This is a genomic window from Vibrio ostreicida (genome assembly GCF_013074385.2).
In the GTDB taxonomy this organism is placed as follows: Bacteria; Pseudomonadota; Gammaproteobacteria; order Enterobacterales; family Vibrionaceae; genus Vibrio; species Vibrio ostreicida.
In genome coordinates this window covers 88,346-108,516 of the sequence record NZ_JABEYA020000018.1, presented here as the reverse complement: position 1 = coordinate 108,516, position 20,171 = coordinate 88,346, and the positions used below count along the sequence as shown (strand labels likewise).

At 44.9% G+C, this 20,171-nt stretch carries 21 protein-coding genes and 1 other RNA gene; 13 read left to right on the top strand and 9 right to left on the bottom strand.

Annotation, left to right across the window (positions count from 1 at the left end; translation table 11 throughout):
* Positions 1-495: an acetolactate synthase small subunit gene (ilvN, locus tag HLM86_RS17650; RefSeq protein ID WP_076589957.1), complete on the top strand. Its 495-nt coding sequence runs from the start codon at positions 1-3 to the stop codon at positions 493-495.
* A 40-nt stretch (positions 496-535) separates the two neighbouring features.
* Here the strand turns inward: ilvN and glpQ are convergent, their stop codons facing one another.
* The 6 genes from glpQ to HLM86_RS17620 all read right to left on the bottom strand — a co-directional run bounded on the left by glpQ (position 536) and on the right by HLM86_RS17620 (position 5,175).
* Positions 536-1,594 carry a glycerophosphodiester phosphodiesterase gene (gene glpQ / locus HLM86_RS17645; RefSeq protein WP_076589959.1) on the bottom strand — a complete coding sequence of 353 codons (1,059 nt, stop codon included), beginning with the start codon at positions 1,592-1,594 and terminating at the stop codon, positions 536-538.
* A 257-nt stretch (positions 1,595-1,851) separates the two neighbouring features.
* Positions 1,852-3,081 (bottom strand): phosphoglycerate dehydrogenase, encoded by a 1,230-nt coding sequence (gene serA, locus HLM86_RS17640; RefSeq protein WP_076589961.1) that lies wholly within the window; start codon positions 3,079-3,081, stop codon positions 1,852-1,854.
* Between the two features lie 253 nt (positions 3,082-3,334).
* Entirely contained in the window at positions 3,335-3,991 is a 657-nt protein-coding gene (gene rpiA, locus HLM86_RS17635) for a ribose-5-phosphate isomerase RpiA (RefSeq protein ID WP_076589963.1), read from the bottom strand.
* Positions 3,992-4,053: 62 nt separating this feature from the next.
* Positions 4,054-4,641 (bottom strand): 5-formyltetrahydrofolate cyclo-ligase, encoded by a 588-nt coding sequence (locus HLM86_RS17630; RefSeq protein WP_076589964.1) that lies wholly within the window; start codon positions 4,639-4,641, stop codon positions 4,054-4,056.
* 28 nt (positions 4,642-4,669) lie between these two features.
* A non-coding RNA gene (ssrS, locus tag HLM86_RS17625) (6S RNA) lies at positions 4,670-4,852 on the bottom strand.
* Between the two features lie 11 nt (positions 4,853-4,863).
* A complete protein-coding gene (locus HLM86_RS17620) occupies positions 4,864-5,175 on the bottom strand; it encodes a cell division protein ZapA (protein ID WP_076589966.1) in 312 nt (103 codons plus the stop codon).
* A 235-nt stretch (positions 5,176-5,410) separates the two neighbouring features.
* Between HLM86_RS17620 and HLM86_RS17615 the strand changes: the two genes are divergently transcribed.
* The 3 genes from HLM86_RS17615 to HLM86_RS17605 are packed head-to-tail and all read left to right on the top strand — an operon-like array spanning position 5,411 to position 8,411.
* On the top strand, positions 5,411-5,986 hold the full coding sequence (locus HLM86_RS17615) for a YecA/YgfB family protein (protein WP_076589968.1): 576 nt from the start codon (positions 5,411-5,413) through the stop codon (positions 5,984-5,986).
* Positions 5,987-5,998: 12 nt separating this feature from the next.
* The gene (ubiH, locus tag HLM86_RS17610) at positions 5,999-7,177 is read left to right on the top strand and encodes a 2-octaprenyl-6-methoxyphenyl hydroxylase (RefSeq protein WP_076589970.1); all 1,179 of its coding nucleotides are present in this window, start codon (positions 5,999-6,001) and stop codon (positions 7,175-7,177) included.
* 25 nt (positions 7,178-7,202) lie between these two features.
* Positions 7,203-8,411: an FAD-dependent 2-octaprenylphenol hydroxylase gene (locus HLM86_RS17605; protein ID WP_076589972.1), complete on the top strand. Its 1,209-nt coding sequence runs from the start codon at positions 7,203-7,205 to the stop codon at positions 8,409-8,411.
* 49 nt (positions 8,412-8,460) lie between these two features.
* On the opposite strand, the gene HLM86_RS17600 is transcribed toward HLM86_RS17605, so the two are convergent.
* Positions 8,461-8,667, bottom strand: a complete 207-nt coding sequence (locus HLM86_RS17600) for a DUF1107 domain-containing protein (protein ID WP_076589974.1) — start codon at positions 8,665-8,667, stop codon at positions 8,461-8,463.
* 432 nt (positions 8,668-9,099) lie between these two features.
* Positions 9,100-10,068, bottom strand: a complete 969-nt coding sequence (gene ygfZ, locus HLM86_RS17590) for a tRNA-modifying protein YgfZ (protein ID WP_170883456.1) — start codon at positions 10,066-10,068, stop codon at positions 9,100-9,102.
* A 192-nt stretch (positions 10,069-10,260) separates the two neighbouring features.
* Between ygfZ and HLM86_RS17585 the strand changes: the two genes are divergently transcribed.
* Positions 10,261-10,521 (top strand): FAD assembly factor SdhE, encoded by a 261-nt coding sequence (locus HLM86_RS17585; RefSeq protein ID WP_076589980.1) that lies wholly within the window; start codon positions 10,261-10,263, stop codon positions 10,519-10,521.
* 394 nt (positions 10,522-10,915) lie between these two features.
* On the opposite strand, the gene nadB is transcribed toward HLM86_RS17585, so the two are convergent.
* Complete coding sequence (nadB, locus tag HLM86_RS17580; RefSeq protein ID WP_076589983.1) at positions 10,916-12,520, bottom strand: L-aspartate oxidase; 1,605 nt, start codon at positions 12,518-12,520, stop codon at positions 10,916-10,918.
* A gap of 387 nt (positions 12,521-12,907) precedes the next feature.
* Here nadB and rpoE point away from each other — a divergent pair, with 387 nt between their 5' ends.
* The 8 genes from rpoE to era all read left to right on the top strand — a co-directional run bounded on the left by rpoE (position 12,908) and on the right by era (position 20,097).
* The gene (gene rpoE, locus HLM86_RS17575; protein ID WP_076589985.1) at positions 12,908-13,486 is read left to right on the top strand and encodes an RNA polymerase sigma factor RpoE; all 579 of its coding nucleotides are present in this window, start codon (positions 12,908-12,910) and stop codon (positions 13,484-13,486) included.
* A 26-nt stretch (positions 13,487-13,512) separates the two neighbouring features.
* The gene (locus HLM86_RS17570; protein WP_076589987.1) at positions 13,513-14,124 is read left to right on the top strand and encodes an RseA family anti-sigma factor; all 612 of its coding nucleotides are present in this window, start codon (positions 13,513-13,515) and stop codon (positions 14,122-14,124) included.
* Positions 14,121-15,086 (top strand): sigma-E factor regulatory protein RseB, encoded by a 966-nt coding sequence (gene rseB / locus HLM86_RS17565; RefSeq protein WP_076589988.1) that lies wholly within the window; start codon positions 14,121-14,123, stop codon positions 15,084-15,086. Before HLM86_RS17570 ends, rseB begins: the two co-directional genes overlap by 4 nt.
* Positions 15,083-15,553 carry a SoxR reducing system RseC family protein gene (locus HLM86_RS17560; RefSeq protein ID WP_076589990.1) on the top strand — a complete coding sequence of 157 codons (471 nt, stop codon included), beginning with the start codon at positions 15,083-15,085 and terminating at the stop codon, positions 15,551-15,553. Before rseB ends, HLM86_RS17560 begins: the two co-directional genes overlap by 4 nt.
* A gap of 103 nt (positions 15,554-15,656) precedes the next feature.
* Positions 15,657-17,450 (top strand): translation elongation factor 4, encoded by a 1,794-nt coding sequence (gene lepA / locus HLM86_RS17555; protein ID WP_076589992.1) that lies wholly within the window; start codon positions 15,657-15,659, stop codon positions 17,448-17,450.
* 87 nt (positions 17,451-17,537) lie between these two features.
* Positions 17,538-18,434 (top strand): signal peptidase I, encoded by an 897-nt coding sequence (gene lepB / locus HLM86_RS17550; RefSeq protein ID WP_076589994.1) that lies wholly within the window; start codon positions 17,538-17,540, stop codon positions 18,432-18,434.
* Positions 18,435-18,449: 15 nt separating this feature from the next.
* Positions 18,450-19,127, top strand: coding sequence for a ribonuclease III (gene rnc, locus HLM86_RS17545; RefSeq protein ID WP_076589996.1), 678 nt, complete (start codon positions 18,450-18,452; stop codon positions 19,125-19,127).
* Positions 19,120-20,097 carry a GTPase Era gene (gene era, locus HLM86_RS17540; protein WP_076589997.1) on the top strand — a complete coding sequence of 326 codons (978 nt, stop codon included), beginning with the start codon at positions 19,120-19,122 and terminating at the stop codon, positions 20,095-20,097. Before rnc ends, era begins: the two co-directional genes overlap by 8 nt.
* Positions 20,098-20,171: the final 74 nt, after the last annotated feature.

The following is a 20,171-nucleotide window of genomic DNA, read 5'->3' as shown; positions in this document are numbered from 1 at the left end:
ATGAGACATATCATTTCGCTTTTATTGGAAAACCAATCAGGCGCGCTTTCTCGCGTCGTCGGTTTGTTCTCACAGCGCGGCTATAATATAGAATCTCTGACGGTGTCTCCCACAGATGATGAGACACTGTCTCGGTTGAATATTACGACGATTTCTGACGACATGCAGCTTGAGCAGATCCAAAAACAACTCAACAAACTGATTGATGTGTTAAAAGTACAAGAAGTGACTGAGGTTGAACACATCGAGCGTGAACTGATGATGGTCAAGGTCAGGGCCAGTGGGTTTATTCGTGAAGAAGTAAAGCGTACCGCTGATATTTTTCGTGGACAGATCGTTGATGTGACCGCTACGCAATATACCGTCCAATTGACGGGAACAAGTGAGAAACTCGATGCTTTCATTCAAGCCATCTCTGAAGTCACTGAGGTGGTTGAAGTCGCGCGAAGCGGTGTGGTTGGAATTGCACGTGGTGAGCGCGCACTAAAGGTATAAAGATTGAGAAAGCCCTAGCCCTAAACTAAGGCTTTTACTTTTAGTTGTGTTTCAAGAAATCGACGGCTTTGTCAGGAAAGTCGGTAAATAAACCATCGACTCTCACTTGGTTATAGAAAATGTCCATCATACCTTCAAAGTTGTCTGTGTAGGGTGGGATACGCCCAGGGTCGGCACGAAAAGTATAAGGGTGAACGTCAAGCCCTGCGGTTTTTGCCAGCTTCATCAATGGCTTGATAATAATCTTGTTTTGGGTAGAAGCATCATCGACTAACATAGGCTTCCAAGGCCCTATGCCTTGTGCGTAAGTCGCCACTTTTTTCATCCCTTCTGGTTCAAACATCCAGTCATAGCTATAGGGTGTCGCTTGACCCTTCGCATAGACCATGGTTTCATTCCAATCAGTGTAGGCCATCAGTTGAACCAACTTTAGGTCCATTTTCATTTCAGGCATCAGATCATTCCTGATGCGTTGCAGCTCATTGGCATCAAAGCTTTGTAAATAGACCTTATCATTCTGGTTAACGTAGCCATATTCTTTCAGTATTTTGAGTACGGCTTTTGAAATATCTTTGCCTTCATGACGGTGGAACCAAGGTGCTTTTATCTCGGGATACAGACCAATATCGTAACCGAGAGTATTATTTAAGCCTTGAATCAGTTCGATTTCCTCCGCTAACGTTGGCACAGTAAAGTTAGATTTCCACATCGGGAAGCGGTCAGGGTATCCGGCAACTTTTTTACCTTCGTTGTCGATTTTGAAGCCTTCAGTGACTTCAAGAGATTTTATTTGCTCAAGGGTAAAGTCGATCGCGTAGTAACGACCATCATCACGAGCACCCTCTGGGAATTGTTCGGCGACATTAGTGACTCGGTCGAGATAATGATCATGCAACACAACTAAATGGTCATCTTTAGTCATGACCACATCTTGCTCGATGTAGTCCGGTTTCATTGCGTACGCCAACGCTTTTGCGGCTAACGTATGCTCAGGTAGATACCCCGATGCTCCGCGGTGTGCGATAACCAGCGGTTTGGCTAGGGCGCCGGCAGACAGACTCATTGCCAAGCAGCCAGTAAACAGTGTCGTTGCTTTCATTCTTTCTATCCTAGATAAAGTGTTTTTTGATATTGAGGCGAACTATTATTTGACTCATTTCGCATTGTATTATTTGTATAAGTAATTTGTGTGATTAAGATTACATATGTATTTATTTTTAAATAATACAACTGGTTAAGCGAGTGTTTACGATGTTTTTGAGATAAAGAGAGGAGTCGTCAGGCTTGAGCTGTTGATTTTAGATTCTAGAGAGAAAGCCACCAAAGAACGGTGGCTCTTTATGAACGGATGGGAGATTAGTGTAGGATTCGTGCTCGGATGGTCCCTTCGATGCTTTTGAGTTTCGTCAAAGCTTCTTCCGACCGGCCTGTTTCGACATCGATAACAACATAACCAATGTCTGCGCTGGTTTGAAGGTACTGACCGGCGATATTGATCCCTTCTGTTGCAAAAATGGTGTTAATTTGAGTCAAAATGCCGGGACGATTCTTATGTATATGCAGTAAACGTGAACAATCACGATGTTCTGCCAAAGAGACTTCAGGGAAGTTGACGCTCGATAATGTTGAACCATTGTCGGAATATTTTGCGAGCTTTCCGGCGACTTCGACCCCGATGTTTTCTTGAGCCTCCTGAGTTGAACCCCCAACATGTGGCGTCAGAATGACGTTATCAAACTTTTGCAATGGCGACTCAAATGGATCTGAGTTGGTTTTTGGTTCCGTAGGAAAGACATCGATCGCCGCGCCTGAAAGGTGTTGTGATTCCATCGCATGGCATAGTGCTTCAAGATCGACCACGGTGCCACGCGCAGCATTAATAAAAATTGCGCCAGGCTTCATGCGTTCAAATTGTTCTGCGCCCATCATGTTCTTGGTTTCATGGGTTTCTGGGACATGCATAGAAATGACATCACATGTATTAAGCAGATCGTTTAATGAATGCAGTTGTGTGGCGTTGCCTAATGACAGTTTATTTTCTATATCGTAATAATAAACGCGCATGCCCAAGTTTTCGGCAATAATACCAAGCTGGGTTCCGATGTGACCGTAGCCGATAATGCCTAGCCTTTTTCCTCGAGCTTCAAAAGAACTGTCGGCACTTTTCTTCCAGATCCCTCGATGTGCTAAAGCATTTTTTTCAGGAATGCCTCTGAGCAGTAACAGAATTTGCCCAAGCACTAGCTCCGCTACGCTGCGAGTATTTGAGAATGGGGCGTTAAATACCGGAATACCACGTGAGGCGGCAGCACCGAGATCGACCTGATTGGTTCCGATACAAAAACAACCAATGGCGACTAATTTTTCTGCGGAATCGATGACTTGCTGAGAAAGGTGAGTTCGGGAACGAATACCAATAAAGTGAACGTCCTTAACGGCTTTTAGAAGCTCTTCTTCAGGTAATGAGCCCTTATGATACTCGATATTTGTGTAGCCAGCAGCCTTAAGGACTTCTACAGATGAGGGGTGGAGTCCTTCAAGGAGCAGGATCTTGATTTTATCTTTTTCTAGTGAAACTTTAGCCATGCTTTTCTTCCTTAAAATATAAAATTTGGAGCTTAATCAGCGCAAAGGGCTCATAATCTTAATAAGGTAAACGTTTAATCAGCGAAAAATGGAAAGCAAACGTTTACCTTGCCTATATCCTGTCCATTAAATTAACAAAAAAAAACCATTTTGGGTAAGAAAATTACGTTATAAGACATAATTCACCTAAGATGAAATAGAAAAACGGCACCTAATGGTGCCGTTTGTCGTGAAATGACGAAAAGGATGCTAATTAATCTTCAATTATTGCCCCTTGAGCGGTTCCGGTTATGACGATATCGGCCCCTCGGTGAGCAAAAAGTCCAACAGTGACGACCCCCGCGATCGAATTGATGAGATCTTCCATCTGTTTAGGATTTGTGATCGTCATATTGTAGACATCCAAAATAACATTGCCATTATCGGTGACCACACCTTCTCGATACGCAGGATCTCCGCCGAGTTTAACCAATTCTCGAGCGACATAAGAGCGAGCCATTGGGATCACTTCAACAGGAAGAGGGAATTCACCGAGTACATTGACCGCTTTGGTATCATCGATAATACACACGAACTTTTCTGCGATGGCTGCGACGATTTTTTCTCGGGTTAGGGCAGCGCCTCCACCTTTGATCATGTCACGTGCTGCGTTAATTTCATCGGCACCATCGACGTAGACATCAAGACTTGCCACTTGATTACAGTCAAATACTTCGATACCCAATTGCTTGAGCTTTAGAGTAGAGGCATCTGAGCTTGAAACAGCGCCCTTAATGTCCTCTTTAATGCTAGCCAGAGCGTCTATGAAGTGATTGACGGTAGAGCCTGTACCAACACCAACAATAGAGTCTTTTTCGACAAATTTGAGTGCTGCCCAACCAGCGTCTTTTTTCATTTCATCCTGAGTCATGCACATCTCCTGAGTAGGGTTTCATTTAAAAATTTTGCGGCGATTATATAATCTATCGATGACTATTCCCAATCACAGAGTTCTACGGGCGTCACTATTTTAGGTAAAGGCACATCCCATGATTCAATCGGCAGTTGGTCAATTTTCTGGCATTGATGGGCGAGCCCAATGGGCTTGGGGCCCGATTGGTTCTTAAACCATGGCTCGAGAGTACGATCGTAGTAACCTCCGCCCATCCCCAATCGGTGTCCGTTGTGATCAAAAGCAACCAGCGGTGTACAAATGATATCCAGTTTATGAGCGGGTAGGATCTCAGTTACATCCAATCTGGGTTCCTTTATCTTATAGCGATTAAGGACTAAAGGAGTGTGTGGTTCGTAGCGTAAAAAGAGCAAATGCCCAGCTGAAAAAGGGTGAATAACTGGAAGATAGATGGTCTTGCCTCGTTGCCACAACCAGTCAATTAATGGGGCGGTGTCTATTTCACCATCTACGCTGAGGTATAGAGCAATATGTTGAACAGAAGACATTTCGGGCAATTGAGAAAACTGACTGACTAGGGAGGTGCTTGCGAAGATTTGTTCTTCATCTGTCAATTGAAGGCGTTTATTTCGTATGAGGGCGCGTAGTTCTGTTCGTGAAAGTATCATAACAATACCCGCTGTAGGGTAGGGAAAAGGATACCCCAGAGTGCCGTTGGAGATTTTGACCCTTGAACCAGCTAGTTCAAGGCGGGTCAGCAATGTTAACCGTAGGCTTCTCGGTACAAGCCGAGCTTGCTCAATAGTTATCAAGTACTAACCCTGGGTTATTGCTTATCGGCTCGGGGACGTAATCCCCTCACGAACACTCTAGGGTAAATTTATTTTATATCAGTTATCAAGCGTACTGCTGTGGTGACTCATTGCATCATTGAGCAATGTAATCAATTGTTCTAATTTTTCGTCTACAGCAACGTTATGATCTTGTTCCACTCTATCACGGCTTTCAAGTTCATGACAGAAGTTAAGTGCAACGAAAGTTAACAGCTGAACTTCGTTGGTTATTTTCGTTTTGGCGGCCATATCTTTCAAACGGTCATCAAGACGTTGAGCAGCCTCACGCAAAGATGTCTCTTGACCTTCGGGACAATTGACCCGAGTTAACTTGCCTAAAATTTCGACTTCAACCGCTTGATTGTTCATACCGACTCTAGATGCGTTATTAAGGGTGATATGCAGACAATCACCAAGGAGGAAACTATAGAAAAAGGCCAGTTAAGATTCAAGCTTTTCCCTACCAAGCGAGGTAAAACAGAGCGCAATAACACAGTAATTGGGCAAATTGTATAAATGCTGGCCACAATTGTGTAATCGTGCGTTTTCGGTTTTGTTGGTAAATGGTAGAATCTCGTTTATTTAGCTTAAATTAGGTCTAATTATGAGCAAAAGCAATCTGCCAGAGTACCTGACTTTGGCTAATGCACTGCAATCCGCTGGTCTTGCTGTTAACCCTGCTGAGTTACACGGGCTTCTTGCCGGAATGGTCAGTGGTGGTTTGAATCTGACGGACAACAGCTGGCAACCACTACTTTTTGATTACACCAATGATGGTCTGGGCTGGCCGACAAACTCCTTGCAGCTTGCTCAGTCAACTTTGGATGTGACAATCAAAGAGTTTACGGGCACTGAGATGGACATCTCTATAATGCTCCCAGACGAACAAAGCCGTAACAGTCTGTTCGAGACCGCAGATGCTGTTGCTGAATGGGTTAACCATTATATCTCTGGGCTAGGGCTTGCCGGGGCCGAGCTAAAAAAAACATCAACAGATGTGAAAGAAGCATTGGCTGATTTAGAAGAAATCGCTCGTTTGGGCATTGACGAAGATGATGACTTGCAAGAACAGGCTCAATTGCTTGAGCACGTCATCGAACACGTCAAGGCTTGCGCGCTCATTATTCATGCTGAGTTAGGTCAGAAAGTCAGTCAAGAAACGCCTCCGACGATTCACTAATCAGGGAAAGCTATGACAAAGTTTGACGTTGTCATTGCCGGTGGTGCAATGGCAGGTATGACGCTGGCCCTGGCCATCAATAAGTTATCTGACAAGCCTCTTTCTATTGCGGTGGTCGAGTCGTTTGATCTCAAAGCTCAGGTTCACCCAGGCTTTGACGCTCGGTCCATCGCTCTGTCTTATGGCACAGTGAATATTCTTAAGCAGTTCGAACTTTGGCACGATATTTCTCATGTGGCTACGGCGATCAAGCATATTCAGGTCTCTGACCGAACTCATATTGGTATGACAGATATAACCACCGAGGAATTAGGGCTTGAAGCTTTAGGCTATGTTGTGGAACTGTCCGATGTTGGGCGTATATTGGTTGATATGGCGATGAGGGACAAACACATTACGTTACTGTGCCCGACGTCGGTTGAGCATGTTGAACGTGATCAACACCAAGTGCGAGTTCGCGTTAATGGCGGACAAGAGATCGTTGGGAAGTTATTGGTCGCTGCGGATGGTGCAACCTCCGTTTGCTGTCAGCAGATAGGTTTAGACGTCACCGAGCAAGATTTCCACCAAGTCGCAGTGATTGCGAATATTACTACGGCAGAGCCTCATTGTGGGCAGGCGTTTGAGCGCTTTACGTCGTCAGGCCCACTCGCTTTATTGCCGATGAGTGAAGGCAGATTATCTTTGGTTTGGTGTTTAAAGCCTGATGAGTCGCAACGTGTCATGGGTTTAAGTGACGCTATGTTTCTTAACGAGTTACAGGCTGCCTTTGGCTGGCGTTTAGGCAAACTGGAAAAGGTGGGTCAGCGTTCTTCTTATCCTTTAAAACTAAGCTATCGCCCGCAGAATACATCCCACCGTTTTGCTGTTGTCGGTAATGCGGCACAGACTCTTCATCCTATTGCGGGGCAAGGGTTTAACTTAGGTATACGTGATGTTGCGACATTGGCGGAACTTATCGCGGCCAGTCACACAGACCCAGGGTCTTACTCCGTGTTGCGTCAGTTTAAAATGCGTCGTGAAAATGATCGTGAAACCGTCATTTCTCTAACCTCCTCTCTGGTGCATATTTTTTCGAATGACTACATGACCCTGCGTATTGGACGTAATGTTGGCTTATCGGTGATGGACCATTTTCCCGTGCTAAAATCGCCTCTGTTATTGAGAACGTTAGGTTTAGTAGAGCGCTAATCGTGTAAATAAGGATTGAATTGATATGATTCAAAGTGTTGATATTGTTATTGTCGGTGGCGGTATGGTTGGTTTGACGCTTGCCGCCACATTTAAAGATACCGATTTGAGAGTAGCAGTGATTGAATCCCATGCTCCTGATCTTGAACTTACTGATTCTTATGACGTTAGGGTCTCTGCATTGAGTCGAGCCAGTGAACGCGTGCTGCGCAATGTAGGCGCTTGGGATGGCATGGTTCAGCGCCGAGCTGCGCCATACACTGCGATGGAAGTATGGGAACAGGACAGCTTTTCCCGCCTTGAATTTGATGCTCAGAAACTCGCGCAGCCCGATTTGGGGCACATCATCGAAAATCGAGTTATTCAACTTTCTTTGCTCGAACAAGTCAAAAACCAAGACAATGTAACCTTGTTTATGCCCGCTCAATGCAAATCCATGTCTATTGGGGAAAGTGAAGCTTGGTTGACACTCGATAATGGACAAGCGTTAACGAGCAAACTCGTTATTGGTGCTGACGGGGCGAATTCTTGGGTACGTCAGCAGCAAGATATCCCATTGACCCATTGGGATTATGGGCACAATGCTATTGTCGCTAATGTGTCTACAGCAGAAGCTCACCAAAAGGTTGCACGCCAGATCTTTACTCCACAGGGGCCTCTGGCTTTTTTGCCCTTAGGTGACGCCCATATGAGCTCAATTGTTTGGTCGACTGAGCCTTCTCGTGCAAACAAGCTAATGTCGATGACGGACGCTGAGTTCAATAAATCGCTTACCGCGGAATTTGATGCTAGGTTAGGTTTGTGTGACGTTGTTGGTGAACGTTTTTCCTTTCCACTCAAAATGAGATATGCAAGGGATTTTGTCACAGAGCGAGTCGCTTTGGTTGGTGATGCGGCACATACCATTCACCCGTTGGCTGGACAGGGCGCCAACTTAGGCCTTCTTGACGCTGCTAGCCTAGCGCAAGAAGTGATCGCCTTATGGCGTAAAGGTGAGGATATTGGTTCTAAAAGAAATTTAAGGTTTTACGAGCGATGGCGTAAGGCAGAAGCAGCGAAAATGATAGCCGCAATGCAAGGGTTTAAAGACTTATTTTCCAGCGATAACCCCGCGAAGAAAATCGTCAGGAACTTGGGCATGACGCTGGTGGGACGCCTTCCGGGAGCGAAAGACGAAATCATTAAGCGGGCTTTAGGATTGAAAGGCGAGTTGCCCACACTGGCCAGATTTTAAGGTTAAACTCGAAAAGGCTAGCGTCGCCAGCCTTTTCATAATTTCAGTATCAAGCGTACGAGCAGCGAAGTCTCATGATCTCTTGATTGACTTCTTTTACTGTCTGAAAATGGCGCTTTTCTGCTTTGTCTGGGAGTATGAGTTTGCCATTATCAAACTCGAATCTACCTATGCCGTAGATATAAATTCTTCCCTTAAATAGCCGGCTTATGTGTTTAGCAATCATACCTGGTGTATAGCGCTTAAACAGTCTCATAGACAATCCTTATGGTTAGCAAGCACTGCGAAGTATACGAATTTCTCCTTGGTAATAATGTGATTCAACTGGAGAAATATGCAGTAAACCGTATTTTATTGGATATTTGTGTTGCTATGGCAAAGAATCCGGATAAATATCCAATTTATCGTGACAATCACCTCACTTATGTTCTGAAAATGGAACTTAACTCGGATTGCCAGTAAGTGCATAGTAAACCCGAGAATTATGACATTCTTAAGAATAGATTATCTTTTTTAGAAATTGCTAATTCTCTGTCAAATTTATGTATAAAAAAGCCCGCAGCAGCGGGCGGGCAGTTACGGTCACGGGCTTAGGGTTCAACAAACGCCAATTAAAGCGTCGCCTAACGATAAAGGCATAATAGGTATCGGCTTTTTACGTAAAAACTTCCGCTGGCGATCTTGCTGTCTACGAATCCTCTGCGAGCGAGTATGGCAGTGGAACCATTGTCCAAATGGACTCTGGTTCATTTTTGAGGCGAAACTGGGTCTGTGCATCTAGGTTGTTGGGTAAGACAATGGAGCCGATACACTGACCGTCACTAAAGTGATGGTAGCTCATGAGTTGACTGGCACTGCGCCAGTTATCTCCTACGGCCCGTTCAATTTCGATTTCGCCGGACAATGGTGCCTTTACTTTGCCTTGAATGATGTGCAAAGAACGTTTATTCATACCACGATATTTTGCCCGAGCGACAGTTTCCTGACCGGTATAGCACCCTTTGGAGAAACTGATTCCTCCCAATGCCTGAAGATTAAGCGCTTGTGGAATATGCTCGATTTGATGTGCTTTGGTGACGAAAGGAAAGCCCGCTTCAATATCTAAACGAGTCCAAAGTGCTTCTGAGACTTTGGTTGCCTCTATGGTTTGACACAATTGATCAGCTGACTCTGGCTCAAGAACAAGTAACCAGCGCTGTTGATCAATTTTAACCGCGTTGCCTCCTTGGATCGGTCTCACATCGCCTTTGTGATCAGATAAACCATCAATAACCATTTGGGCGTCGTTACCAATGAGTCCGAGCAGGACATCGTTGCTTTCAACGATATTTACTTTGGAAAAAATCGCGTACTTTTTTAATTCAGCGAGTTCTGCATCGACCGCTGACTTAGGCTGAAACATTGAGTAGCCTTGCCTGTGGTGGAACAGACGAAACACACTCCAAACTTTTCCTTTTGCATCACAATGGGCACCGAAGGTTGACTCTTTCTCATCTAAGTGGCCTACGTCACATGTTACTTGGCCCTGAATATAGGGCAGTTTGTCTTCACCCTCCATCCAGATGGTACTCCATGATGTGAGTAAGGTGAGGGATAATGAGGGAAGGGTATCCGAGCTCGATAGAGGAAAAGAGGGGAAATCATGTTGACAGTTCATTGAGTTTACCTAAAAGGGCATAGAGTAGTAGGGCTATGTTAGCGTTTAAATGGCATCATGGACAAGCTTTAGAGTGGTCAGAATGAGGGTTGGATGTGGCATGGCTCGCTCGGTAGTGTGACTGACGTAGTGGTTGTTGAATGTTTTGCTTGCTACACTCGTCGCTAACAACCGAACCGGTGAGGAAAAATAATGTATAAAGCGGAAGAAAAAGCACGTGTAAAATGGGCATGCCGTCGAGGAATGTTGGAGTTGGATGTTGTTATTATGCCATTTTTTGAAGAGTGTTTTGACGATCTCCAGAGCGATGAACAGCGTAATTTTGTCTCTTTGCTAGAGTGTGATGACCCTGATTTATTTACTTGGATTATGGGGCATGGGCGTAGTGACAACCTTGCACATGCGTCGATGGTTGATAAAATTGTTGCCCATAACCTCAGCAAAATGCGTTAGGTTATTTTCAACGCCCTCATTATTGGCCAAAAAGGTCAACACCGCCCTGATGCTGTTGACCTTTTATGTCGTTGTCTCTTCTGACTTTCCCTTGGCTCCCAGCATAAGCCTACTGGGCGCTGTGTTATGTACTCGTTCACTGTCATCTTTGCTCGCCAAACCGTTATTGGGAAACCTCGTTTTTTTTCATACCGCAGGATGTGAATGTAATGGTCAACGCCTTAACATCAGCCTGCATTTGTTAAGTTGCTCATCGTTCGCAATTATCTTTATCGTCAAAAACAGTGAGAACAGAATATTGTGGCGAGACAGTGTTTCTGAACGCCGTTATCGACAACTACTCGTATTATTGAGAAAGGAAGCCGAAGCTCCCCCCAACGAGTGATGTTAACCCTTAGTGTGGCTTGAGTATCGTTGGGCCGCTATTTTGGTCCAACTCAGGGTAATCGAGAGTGTAGTGTAAGCCTCTACTTTCCTTACGCTCCATAGCACAACGGACCATGAGTTCAGCTACTTGTAGCAAGTTGCGCAGTTCAAGCAAATTATTTGAAACCCTAAAATGGCTGTAATATTCGTGTGTTTCTTGCTGAAGGAGTTGAATACGACGCAATGCGCGTTCCAGTCGTTTATTCGTGCGTACAATCCCCATGTAATCCCACATGAATAACCTCAATTCATGCCAGTTGTGCTGGATGACCACTTCCTCGTCAGAACAGGTCACTTGGCTTTCGTCCCAGTGCGGTAAAGAAGGAGGCATATTTGCATTCTCTAAACGTTGAATAATGTCGCGGGCGGCAGACCAAGCGTAAACAACACATTCTAGTAAGGAATTGGACGCCATCCGGTTAGCACCATGGAGGCCGGTATAACTCACTTCGCCAATTGCATACAATTGAGAAAGGTCGGTTTCACCTTGCTTGTTGACGATTACGCCACCGCAGGTGTAGTGAGCGGCAGGCACAACGGGGATAGCTTCTTTTGTCATATCGATACCCAAATCCATCAAACGTGAATAGATGGTAGGGAAGTGTTTTTCGATAAAGTCCGCTGGCTTATGGCTGATATCAAGATACATGCAATCGGCCCCAAGACGTTTCATTTCAAAGTCTATTGCTCGGGCAACCACATCTCGCGGCGCGAGTTCTTCTCTTTGGTCAAAGTCGGGCATAAAGCGAGAGCCATCTGGCCTGATCAGATAAGCACCCTCTCCACGAAGGGCTTCGGTCAATAGAAAGTTTCGTGCTTCAGGATGATAGAGACAGGTCGGGTGGAATTGGTTGAATTCCATATTGGCAACTCGGCAGCCTGCCCGCCACGCAATGGCGATACCATCACCAGAAGACACATCCGGATTTGAGGTGTATTGGTATACTTTTGATGCCCCACCAGTGGCAAGTACGACAAATTTCGCTCGTACAGTTTCGACATGTTCTTGATTACGGTTCCAAATGTAGGCGCCTACCACCTTGTTACTGTCACCCCCGATTTTGTCTTCACAAATCAAGTCAAGAGCATTGTACCGTTCTAAAACAGTGATATTTGGATGATGGTGGGCATTATCTTGCAGGGAGGTTTGCATTGCCATTCCGGTGGCGTCTGCGGCGTGCAAAATACGACGATGGCTATGTCCGCCTTCGCGCGTTAAGTGGTAGCGTGGATTGTCATCACTATCGCCGTCTTCGCGATCAAAAGGGACGCCGCCATCAATAAGCCATTGGACACAGCTTTTTGCATTCTGAGCAATAAATTCAACGGTGTCTTTTTCACAAAGGCCAGCACCTGCAATGAGCGTATCCTGAACATGAGATTCAATACTGTCCGACTCATCAAAAACAGCAGCAATACCGCCTTGGGCGTAATACGTGGCCCCTTCGCTGCGTGGTCCTTTGCTTAACACAATGATTTTGCCATGCTGTGCGACACGCAGGGCGAGTGAGAGACCTGCTGCACCACTACCCACCACTAACACATCACACTGATGTTCACGGTTTGCGTTCATAAAACTTTTAAATTCCCGAGTTAGATTGAACTGACGCTACTCCAATTGAAAGCGTCATTCACAGAGCGTATATATTCTTAAACAAATATTTAAATTGCAATTCGGACTCTGAGCGTGCCAGATTCATTACGCTATAGTAGCATTTGGGTGAAGGCAATTCTTCGTAAATAATATTGCTTTTCGTACCTTTCATCATCACAATCTGAAGCATAAAGTCATCGTTACATGATTTCTCAAATAAATTTTGAAGAAAGTTTGAACTTTACTTTTATTGCTGAGTCACAATAGTGCTCAAGTAAGCAGTGGTGTCAATACTACATTTTGCAGAAGTAATACCCATGTCGGAATAAGATAGGGTTGAAAATAACAATAGGAGTACATGCTCGAATGAACGAGCCTCTGACTGACCAAGTATTAATTGAGCGCGTTCAGAATGGAGATAAGCAAGCATTTAACTTATTGGTAACGAAGTACCAAAACAAAGTTTGCAACCTTATTTCTCGCTACGTCAACAATCCTGGAGATGTACCTGACGTCGCACAAGAAGCATTTATAAAAGCGTACCGTGCAATACCAAGTTTTCGTGGCGAAAGTGCTTTCTATACTTGGTTATATCGAATCGCGGTTAATACCGCCAAAAATCATATCGTTGCTCAAGGGCGCCGTCCACCAGCACAGGATGTGGATACTGAAGAAGCTGAATATTACGAAACAGGTAGTGCATTGAAAGAAATTTCGAACCCTGAGAATTTAACGTTGTCCAATGAGTTGAAACGCGTAGTTTTCAGTGCAATCGAAGCACTACCCGATGATTTAAAAACGGCGATGACTCTTCGAGAACTAGATGGTTTAAGTTATGAAGAGATCGCGGCAGTAATGGATTGCCCTGTTGGAACGGTACGATCTCGTATCTTCCGCGCACGTGAAGCGGTTGAAAATAAAATTCAGCCACTTTTGCAACGCTAGTACCAGCATAAATTATGGTGAAGAGAATGGCTGACAAAGAAAAACTTTCAGCACTTATGGATGGGGAACTGGTCGATAAGGCTCTAATTACAGAAATAGAGCAAGATGGACTTGCAACGTGGAATCACTTTCACCTGATCGGTGATGTAATGAGAGGTGAGGCGCCAGAAAGGTTGGAATGGAATATCGCACAGAACGTGGCGCTCGCGCTGGAAGATGAACCTGTGCATTCAACGTTTACTGTCGACAATATCGTCGATATTAGCGAACAACCACTGGAATCACAGCCTGTACCTTCTCGCGCTCGTCGCCATTTGCCTGTCTGGCTGACTCAGTTTGGACAGGTTGCGGTCGCGGCTTGTGTCTCACTGGCGGTGATATTGGGTGTGCAACAGTATGGTGGGAGTGAATCAGGTCAGCCTGCAACCGATCAGCTTCCCGTGCTGCAAACTATTCCTTTTTCTGGGAGCGCTGCCCCAGTCAGTTTAACGCGCTCTTCTGTTGAACAAGCATCACCAGCAAGTGAAGCGAATCTTCAGGGACAACGTCGCCATATTAATGCGCTGCTGCAAGACTATGAATTGCAGTTGCGTTTAAGTAGCAACAGTACTGATAAACTAGAGACGGTCGCTGAATGAGAAAATTTCTGATCAGTGTACTGACACTGTTCAGTTTGAGCTCGCCATTAGCCTTCGCAGACGAAAAGCCTGCGAAGGCTTTGTTGCTTCAAATGAACAAAGCCAGTCAGCATCTCAACTATGAGCTATCGTATATCCTCATCAAGAAAAACAGCATTGAACCCCTTTTGTATCGTCATGCCCGCAATGATAAACAACAATTAGCGCATCTGGTTTATCTGAGTGGCTCGCTAAGGGAGGTGATTCGTCGCGGTGATGAAGTGAGTTACATCGAACCGGGTGTTGAACCCTTTACCATTGAGTCAGGCAACATCGTAGCGCCTACAATCCCCTTACTCAATTCCAATGTTGACCAACTTGGAGAATTTTACGATTTTGTCCAAGTGGGTCGTGCTCGCGAAGCAGGTTCTGCATGTCAAGTGCTGAGAATTGCTCCCAAAGATGGGTTGCGCTATTCCTATATCTTGTGGATAGACGAGCAAACCAAATTGCCACTGAGAGCCGATTTAGTCGATCGTGACGGTGAAGTGTTGGAGCAGTTCCGTACAATTTCGTTCAGTGTTAACGACAAAATTGCAGATATTTTGGGTCGATTGAATGAGGTCAAGCTGCCTGAAGTCCTTTCTTTACCAAAAGGTAAGTTAAAAGAGAGTTTCTGGGATGTTGGATGGATTCCAAAGGGCTTTGAATCTGAAGAGCTCAATCGTTATAGAATGGAAGATACTGCTCGAATGGTTGAAACACAGATGTTCACCGATGGCTTATTCAGTTTCTCCATCTACGTGTCTGAACGCGACAGTAATTCCCTGAAAGGGCAATTGGTACGACAAGGGCGCCGAACGCTTCATAGCTACGTAAAAGGTGATAAAGAGATTTCTGTTATTGGTGATATCCCGCCAGCAACAGCAAAACGTATCGCTCAATCAGTGACCATAGATAAAAACAAGAGTTTAACGCCATGATGACGGCCTTAGCGACGGTATCTTCTGTTACATCAGTTCCTACAGGGTACAATGTAGAACTGAGTTGTGAGCAACAAACCAGTTGTAATAGCTGCGCTTCACAGAAAAATTGTGGTACGGGGATCGTGTCGAAAGCACTTGGCAATAAATCTCTCCACTGGCACTTAAGCACGCATAAATTGGTTAAGGAAGGGCAGGTTGTTGAAATTGGTTTGCCAGAAAAGAGCTTACTTCAATCTGCCGCGGTGGTTTATTTGGTGCCATTATTTTCTATGATACTCGGCGCTTTATGCGGTCAATGGTTGCTGGCTCCTGCGCTAGGTGCTGGTGAAGGCCCTGTTATTCTGTCATCTGCACTCTGTACCGCATTAGGAATCTACCTAGCGAAAAAGCTATCATTGAATGTTGAGCGTCAGTCGATGCAAGGTGTGGTTTTGCTCCGTATATTGGGAGAGCCAATTAGCTAGTGCGAAGTGCACAGAAATTGGGTAGAATCTGCCCCTTGATTGAAACTCCGTCTTAAGACGGCTTTCTTATGTCCCTATTTTAAAGAGTTTGTCACACCAAATCATGAAGCACATTCGTAACTTTTCGATAATCGCCCATATCGACCATGGTAAGTCGACCCTTTCTGACCGTTTGATCCAAGATTGTGGTGGATTAAGTGATCGAGAAATGGCCTCGCAAGTCTTAGACTCGATGGATCTTGAGCGTGAACGTGGTATCACCATTAAGTCCCAAAGTGTGACACTCAACTACACCGCCAAAGACGGTGAAACCTACCAGTTAAATTTCATCGACACTCCTGGGCATGTCGACTTTGCTTACGAAGTCTCACGCTCATTGGCTGCGTGTGAAGGTGCCCTTTTGGTCGTCGATGCTGGCCAAGGTGTAGAGGCTCAAACTCTGGCCAATTGTTACACCGCAATTGAAATGGATCTGGAAGTGGTTCCTATCCTAAATAAGATTGATCTTCCAGCGGCAGATCCTGAGCGAGTTGCAGAAGAAATCGAAGAAATTGTGGGTATCGATGCACTTGAAGCAACGCGATGTTCAGCGAAAACCGGATTAGGTGTTCAAGATGTGTTAGAAAACATTGTTGCCTCTATCCCATCGCCGGAAGGAAGCCCCGAGTCACCATTACAAGCTTTAATCATTGATTCTTGGTTTGATAATTACCTCGGTGTTGTTTCTTTAGTAAGAATTAAAAATGGTGTTCTTACCAAGAATGACAAGATCAAGGTCATGAGTACTGGACAGGTTTGGGGCGTGGATCGCTTGGGTATTTTTACACCTAAGCAGGTCGACACCTCCGAACTTAGAACCGGTGAAGTTGGTTGGGTTGTATGTGGTATTAAAGATATTCTTGGCGCGCCAGTGGGGGATACATTGACCTTGGCAAAGAATGGATGTCAAGCGCCTCTCCCAGGCTTTAAGAAAGTCAAACCTCAGGTTTATGCAGGTTTGTTCCCTGTGTCTTCCGATGATTACGAAAACTTTCGTGATGCCTTAGGCAAACTGAGCTTAAACGACGCGTCTCTCTTTTATGAGCCTGAAAATTCAGCGGCATTGGGTTTTGGGTTCCGTTGTGGTTTCCTTGGTATGTTGCATATGGAGATCATTCAGGAACGTCTTGAGCGTGAGTATGACTTAGATTTGATTACAACGGCACCAACGGTTGTTTATGAGGTCGAGCAAGCGGGGGGTCAGTTACTTTATGTAGACAGCCCAGCTAAGCTACCTGCAGTGAATGATATTGAAGAAATCCGTGAGCCGATCGCTCGATGTAATATTTTGGTTCCTTCAGAATATTTGGGCAACGTAATTACCTTGTGTGTTGAGAAGCGGGGTGTTCAGGTTGATATGGTTTATCACGGCAATCAAGTTGCGGTTACGTATGATATTCCTATGGCTGAAGTTGTACTCGACTTTTTCGATCGCCTCAAGTCGACCTCTCGCGGTTACGCTTCTTTGGACTACAACTTCCAGCGCTTTGAAGCATCCAATATGGTGCGTGTTGATGTACTTCTCAATGGTGATACGGTCGATGCTCTTGCGATGATTACTCATAAAGAACACTCCCAGACACGTGGTCGTCAGCTTGTTGAAAAGATGAAAGAGTTTATCCCTCGTCAGATGTTTGATATTGCTATTCAGGCGGCGATTGGTAACCATATAATTGCTCGTTCTACCGTTAAGCAGCTACGTAAAAACGTGATTGCTAAATGTTATGGTGGTGATGTGAGCCGTAAGAAAAAGCTACTGAAAAAGCAAAAAGAAGGTAAGAAACGGATGAAGCAAATCGGTAATGTTGAGTTGCCTCAAGAAGCCTTCTTAGCGATATTACACGTAGGTAAAGATTAACTTGTTAGGTGTTGACCTAATAAGATGTTTGGTGAGTGAAAGGGTTTGAACTCTTTCACTTTCGTATTTCTGAGATAAGGGAATTCAATGGCGAAGACATTTTCACTGATTCTGGTTCTTGTCACATTGGTGACTGGTATCGTTTGGGTACTAGAGAAACTAATATTTGCTAAACAGCGCAGAGCAAAGTTAGCTGAGCTTGAGGCAAAGACCAACGGTCTCGATTCATCGACGGTTGCGCAGTTGAGCAAACAGCCTTGGTGGATTGAAAATAGTGTGTCTATTTTTCCTGTCATTGGTGCAGTGTTGGTTCTACGTTCCTTTATCTATGAGCCTTTTCAAATTCCTTCTGGCTCAATGATGCCGACCTTATTGGTCGGGGATTTTATTTTGGTTGAAAAATACGCTTATGGTCTCAAAGATCCGGTCTGGCGAAAGCAGCTGGTTGAAACAGGTAGGCCTGAAAGAGGCGATATTGTCGTTTTTAAGTATCCGCCAGAGCCAAGTGTGGATTACATCAAACGAGTTGTCGGGCTACCCGGTGATATCGTGCGTTACAGCCGGACAAAAGAGCTGTGTATTCAATCGAAAGGTGAGAGTCAGTGTACTCAAGTCCCTTTGTCTGAAATCAAGGAAAGCCCGTATCGTATAGGTTCTGTGCCACTCATCCAGCTCAATGAAAAGCTGGGAGCGACAGAGCACCAAATTCTCGTCAACCCAACTCGCCCCAACTTTGAGGACCAATATCAGCCTCGACGTGGTGTGAACGAATGGGTGGTACCGGAAGGCCAATACTTTGTCATGGGAGATAACCGTGATAACAGTAAAGACAGTCGTTTCTGGGGGTTTGTCCCAGAGGCTAATCTAGTAGGTAAAGCCGTCGCAATCTGGATCAGTTTCGAATTTGAACGTGATTCTGACAGTATTTTGCCGTCCTGGATTCCAACTGATGTGCGATTTGACCGCATCGGTGGTATTAACTAACCCTATTGAGAAAGCATGAATTCTCCTATTTCCAAACTAGAAAAAAAGCTCGGTTATCAGTTTAAAGATGCCGAGTTTATCCATTTGGCGCTGACACACCGTAGCGCAAATGGAAAGCATAATGAACGTCTTGAATTTCTGGGCGATTCAATTTTAAGTTTTGTCATTGCTGACGATCTTTATCATCGCTTCCCTAAAATTAATGAGGGAGATATGAGCCGTATGCGTGCGACATTAGTTCGTGGCCACACTCTGGCGGAGTTGGGGCGAGAATTCGAACTAGGAGATCACTTAAAATTAGGTCCAGGTGAATTAAAAAGTGGTGGTTTTCGTCGCGACTCGATTTTAGCGGACGCTGTTGAAGCTATCATTGGTGCGGTTTACCTAGATACGGGTATCGAAGGCGTTCGCCAGATGATCCTGAGTTGGTATCAGCAAAGGCTTGATGCTATTCAACCCGGAGTCTCTCAGAAAGATCCTAAGACTCGTCTTCAGGAGTTTCTGCAGGGGCGAAGAAAAGCCTTGCCTGTCTACACAGTGACTAATATTAAAGGTGAAGCACATAACCAGCAGTTTACGGTGTCGTGTGATGTAGCAGGTATTCGTTCACCTGTAATTGGTAAAGGTACGAGCCGTCGCAAAGCAGAACAAGCGGCTGCCGAGCTAGCATTAGAGCAACTGAACAATGACTGATTCAACAGAAAATAATGATTTTGATATTGATGCTTTTTTCTCATCAAATGAAGAGCCAGCCAGCTCTCCTGAGAATCAGCATTGTGGTTTTGTCGCGATCGTTGGGCGTCCAAATGTCGGTAAATCAACCTTGCTGAACCGAATTCTGGGCCAGAAAATCTCGATTACATCACGAAAGCCGCAAACAACTCGCCATCGTATCATGGGTGTCGATACACAAGGTGACCATCAGGCCATCTATGTGGATACGCCAGGATTACACATTGAAGAAAAGCGAGCGATCAACCGTCTAATGAATCGCGCGGCAAACTCGTCACTCAGTGACGTGAACTTGGTGTTCTTTTTGGTTGATGGTACTCACTGGACAGATGATGATGAGATGGTACTGACCAAACTCCGCAAATCTAATTTTCCTGTTGTCCTGTGTGTGAACAAAGTCGATAATGTACAAGATCGTAATGATGTCATGTTGCATATGATGGACATGTCGAAGAAAATGGAATTTGTCGATGTCGTCCCTATTTCGGCTAAACACGGAAAGAACATTGATGTACTTCGCAAGCATGTAAAAGCACATTTGCCTAAAGCGACGCACCATTTCCCTGAAGAATATGTTACCGATAGGTCTCAACGTTTTATGGCCTCTGAGATTGTCCGTGAAAAGCTGATGCGTTTCACCGGAGAAGAGCTTCCATATTCAGTCACTGTTGAGATTGAACGCTTTGATTACAACCCAGAAACCGATGGTTTTCATATCAATGCTCTGATCCTCGTCGAACGCAGCGGCCAGAAGAAGATGGTTATTGGTAAGGGTGGTGATAAGATAAAGACAATTGGCCGAGAAGCTCGACTTGATATGGAAGAGTTATTTGGGCGTAAGGTCTACCTAGAAACTTGGGTCAAAGTGAAATCTGGTTGGGCTGATGATGAACGCGCCTTGCGCTCACTAGGTTATATCGACGATTTGTAATTTGGGCCGCGAATTGAGTTCGTTCTAAGAACACTTTGAATAAGGAGCCTAAAGGCTCCTTATTTTTCATGCAA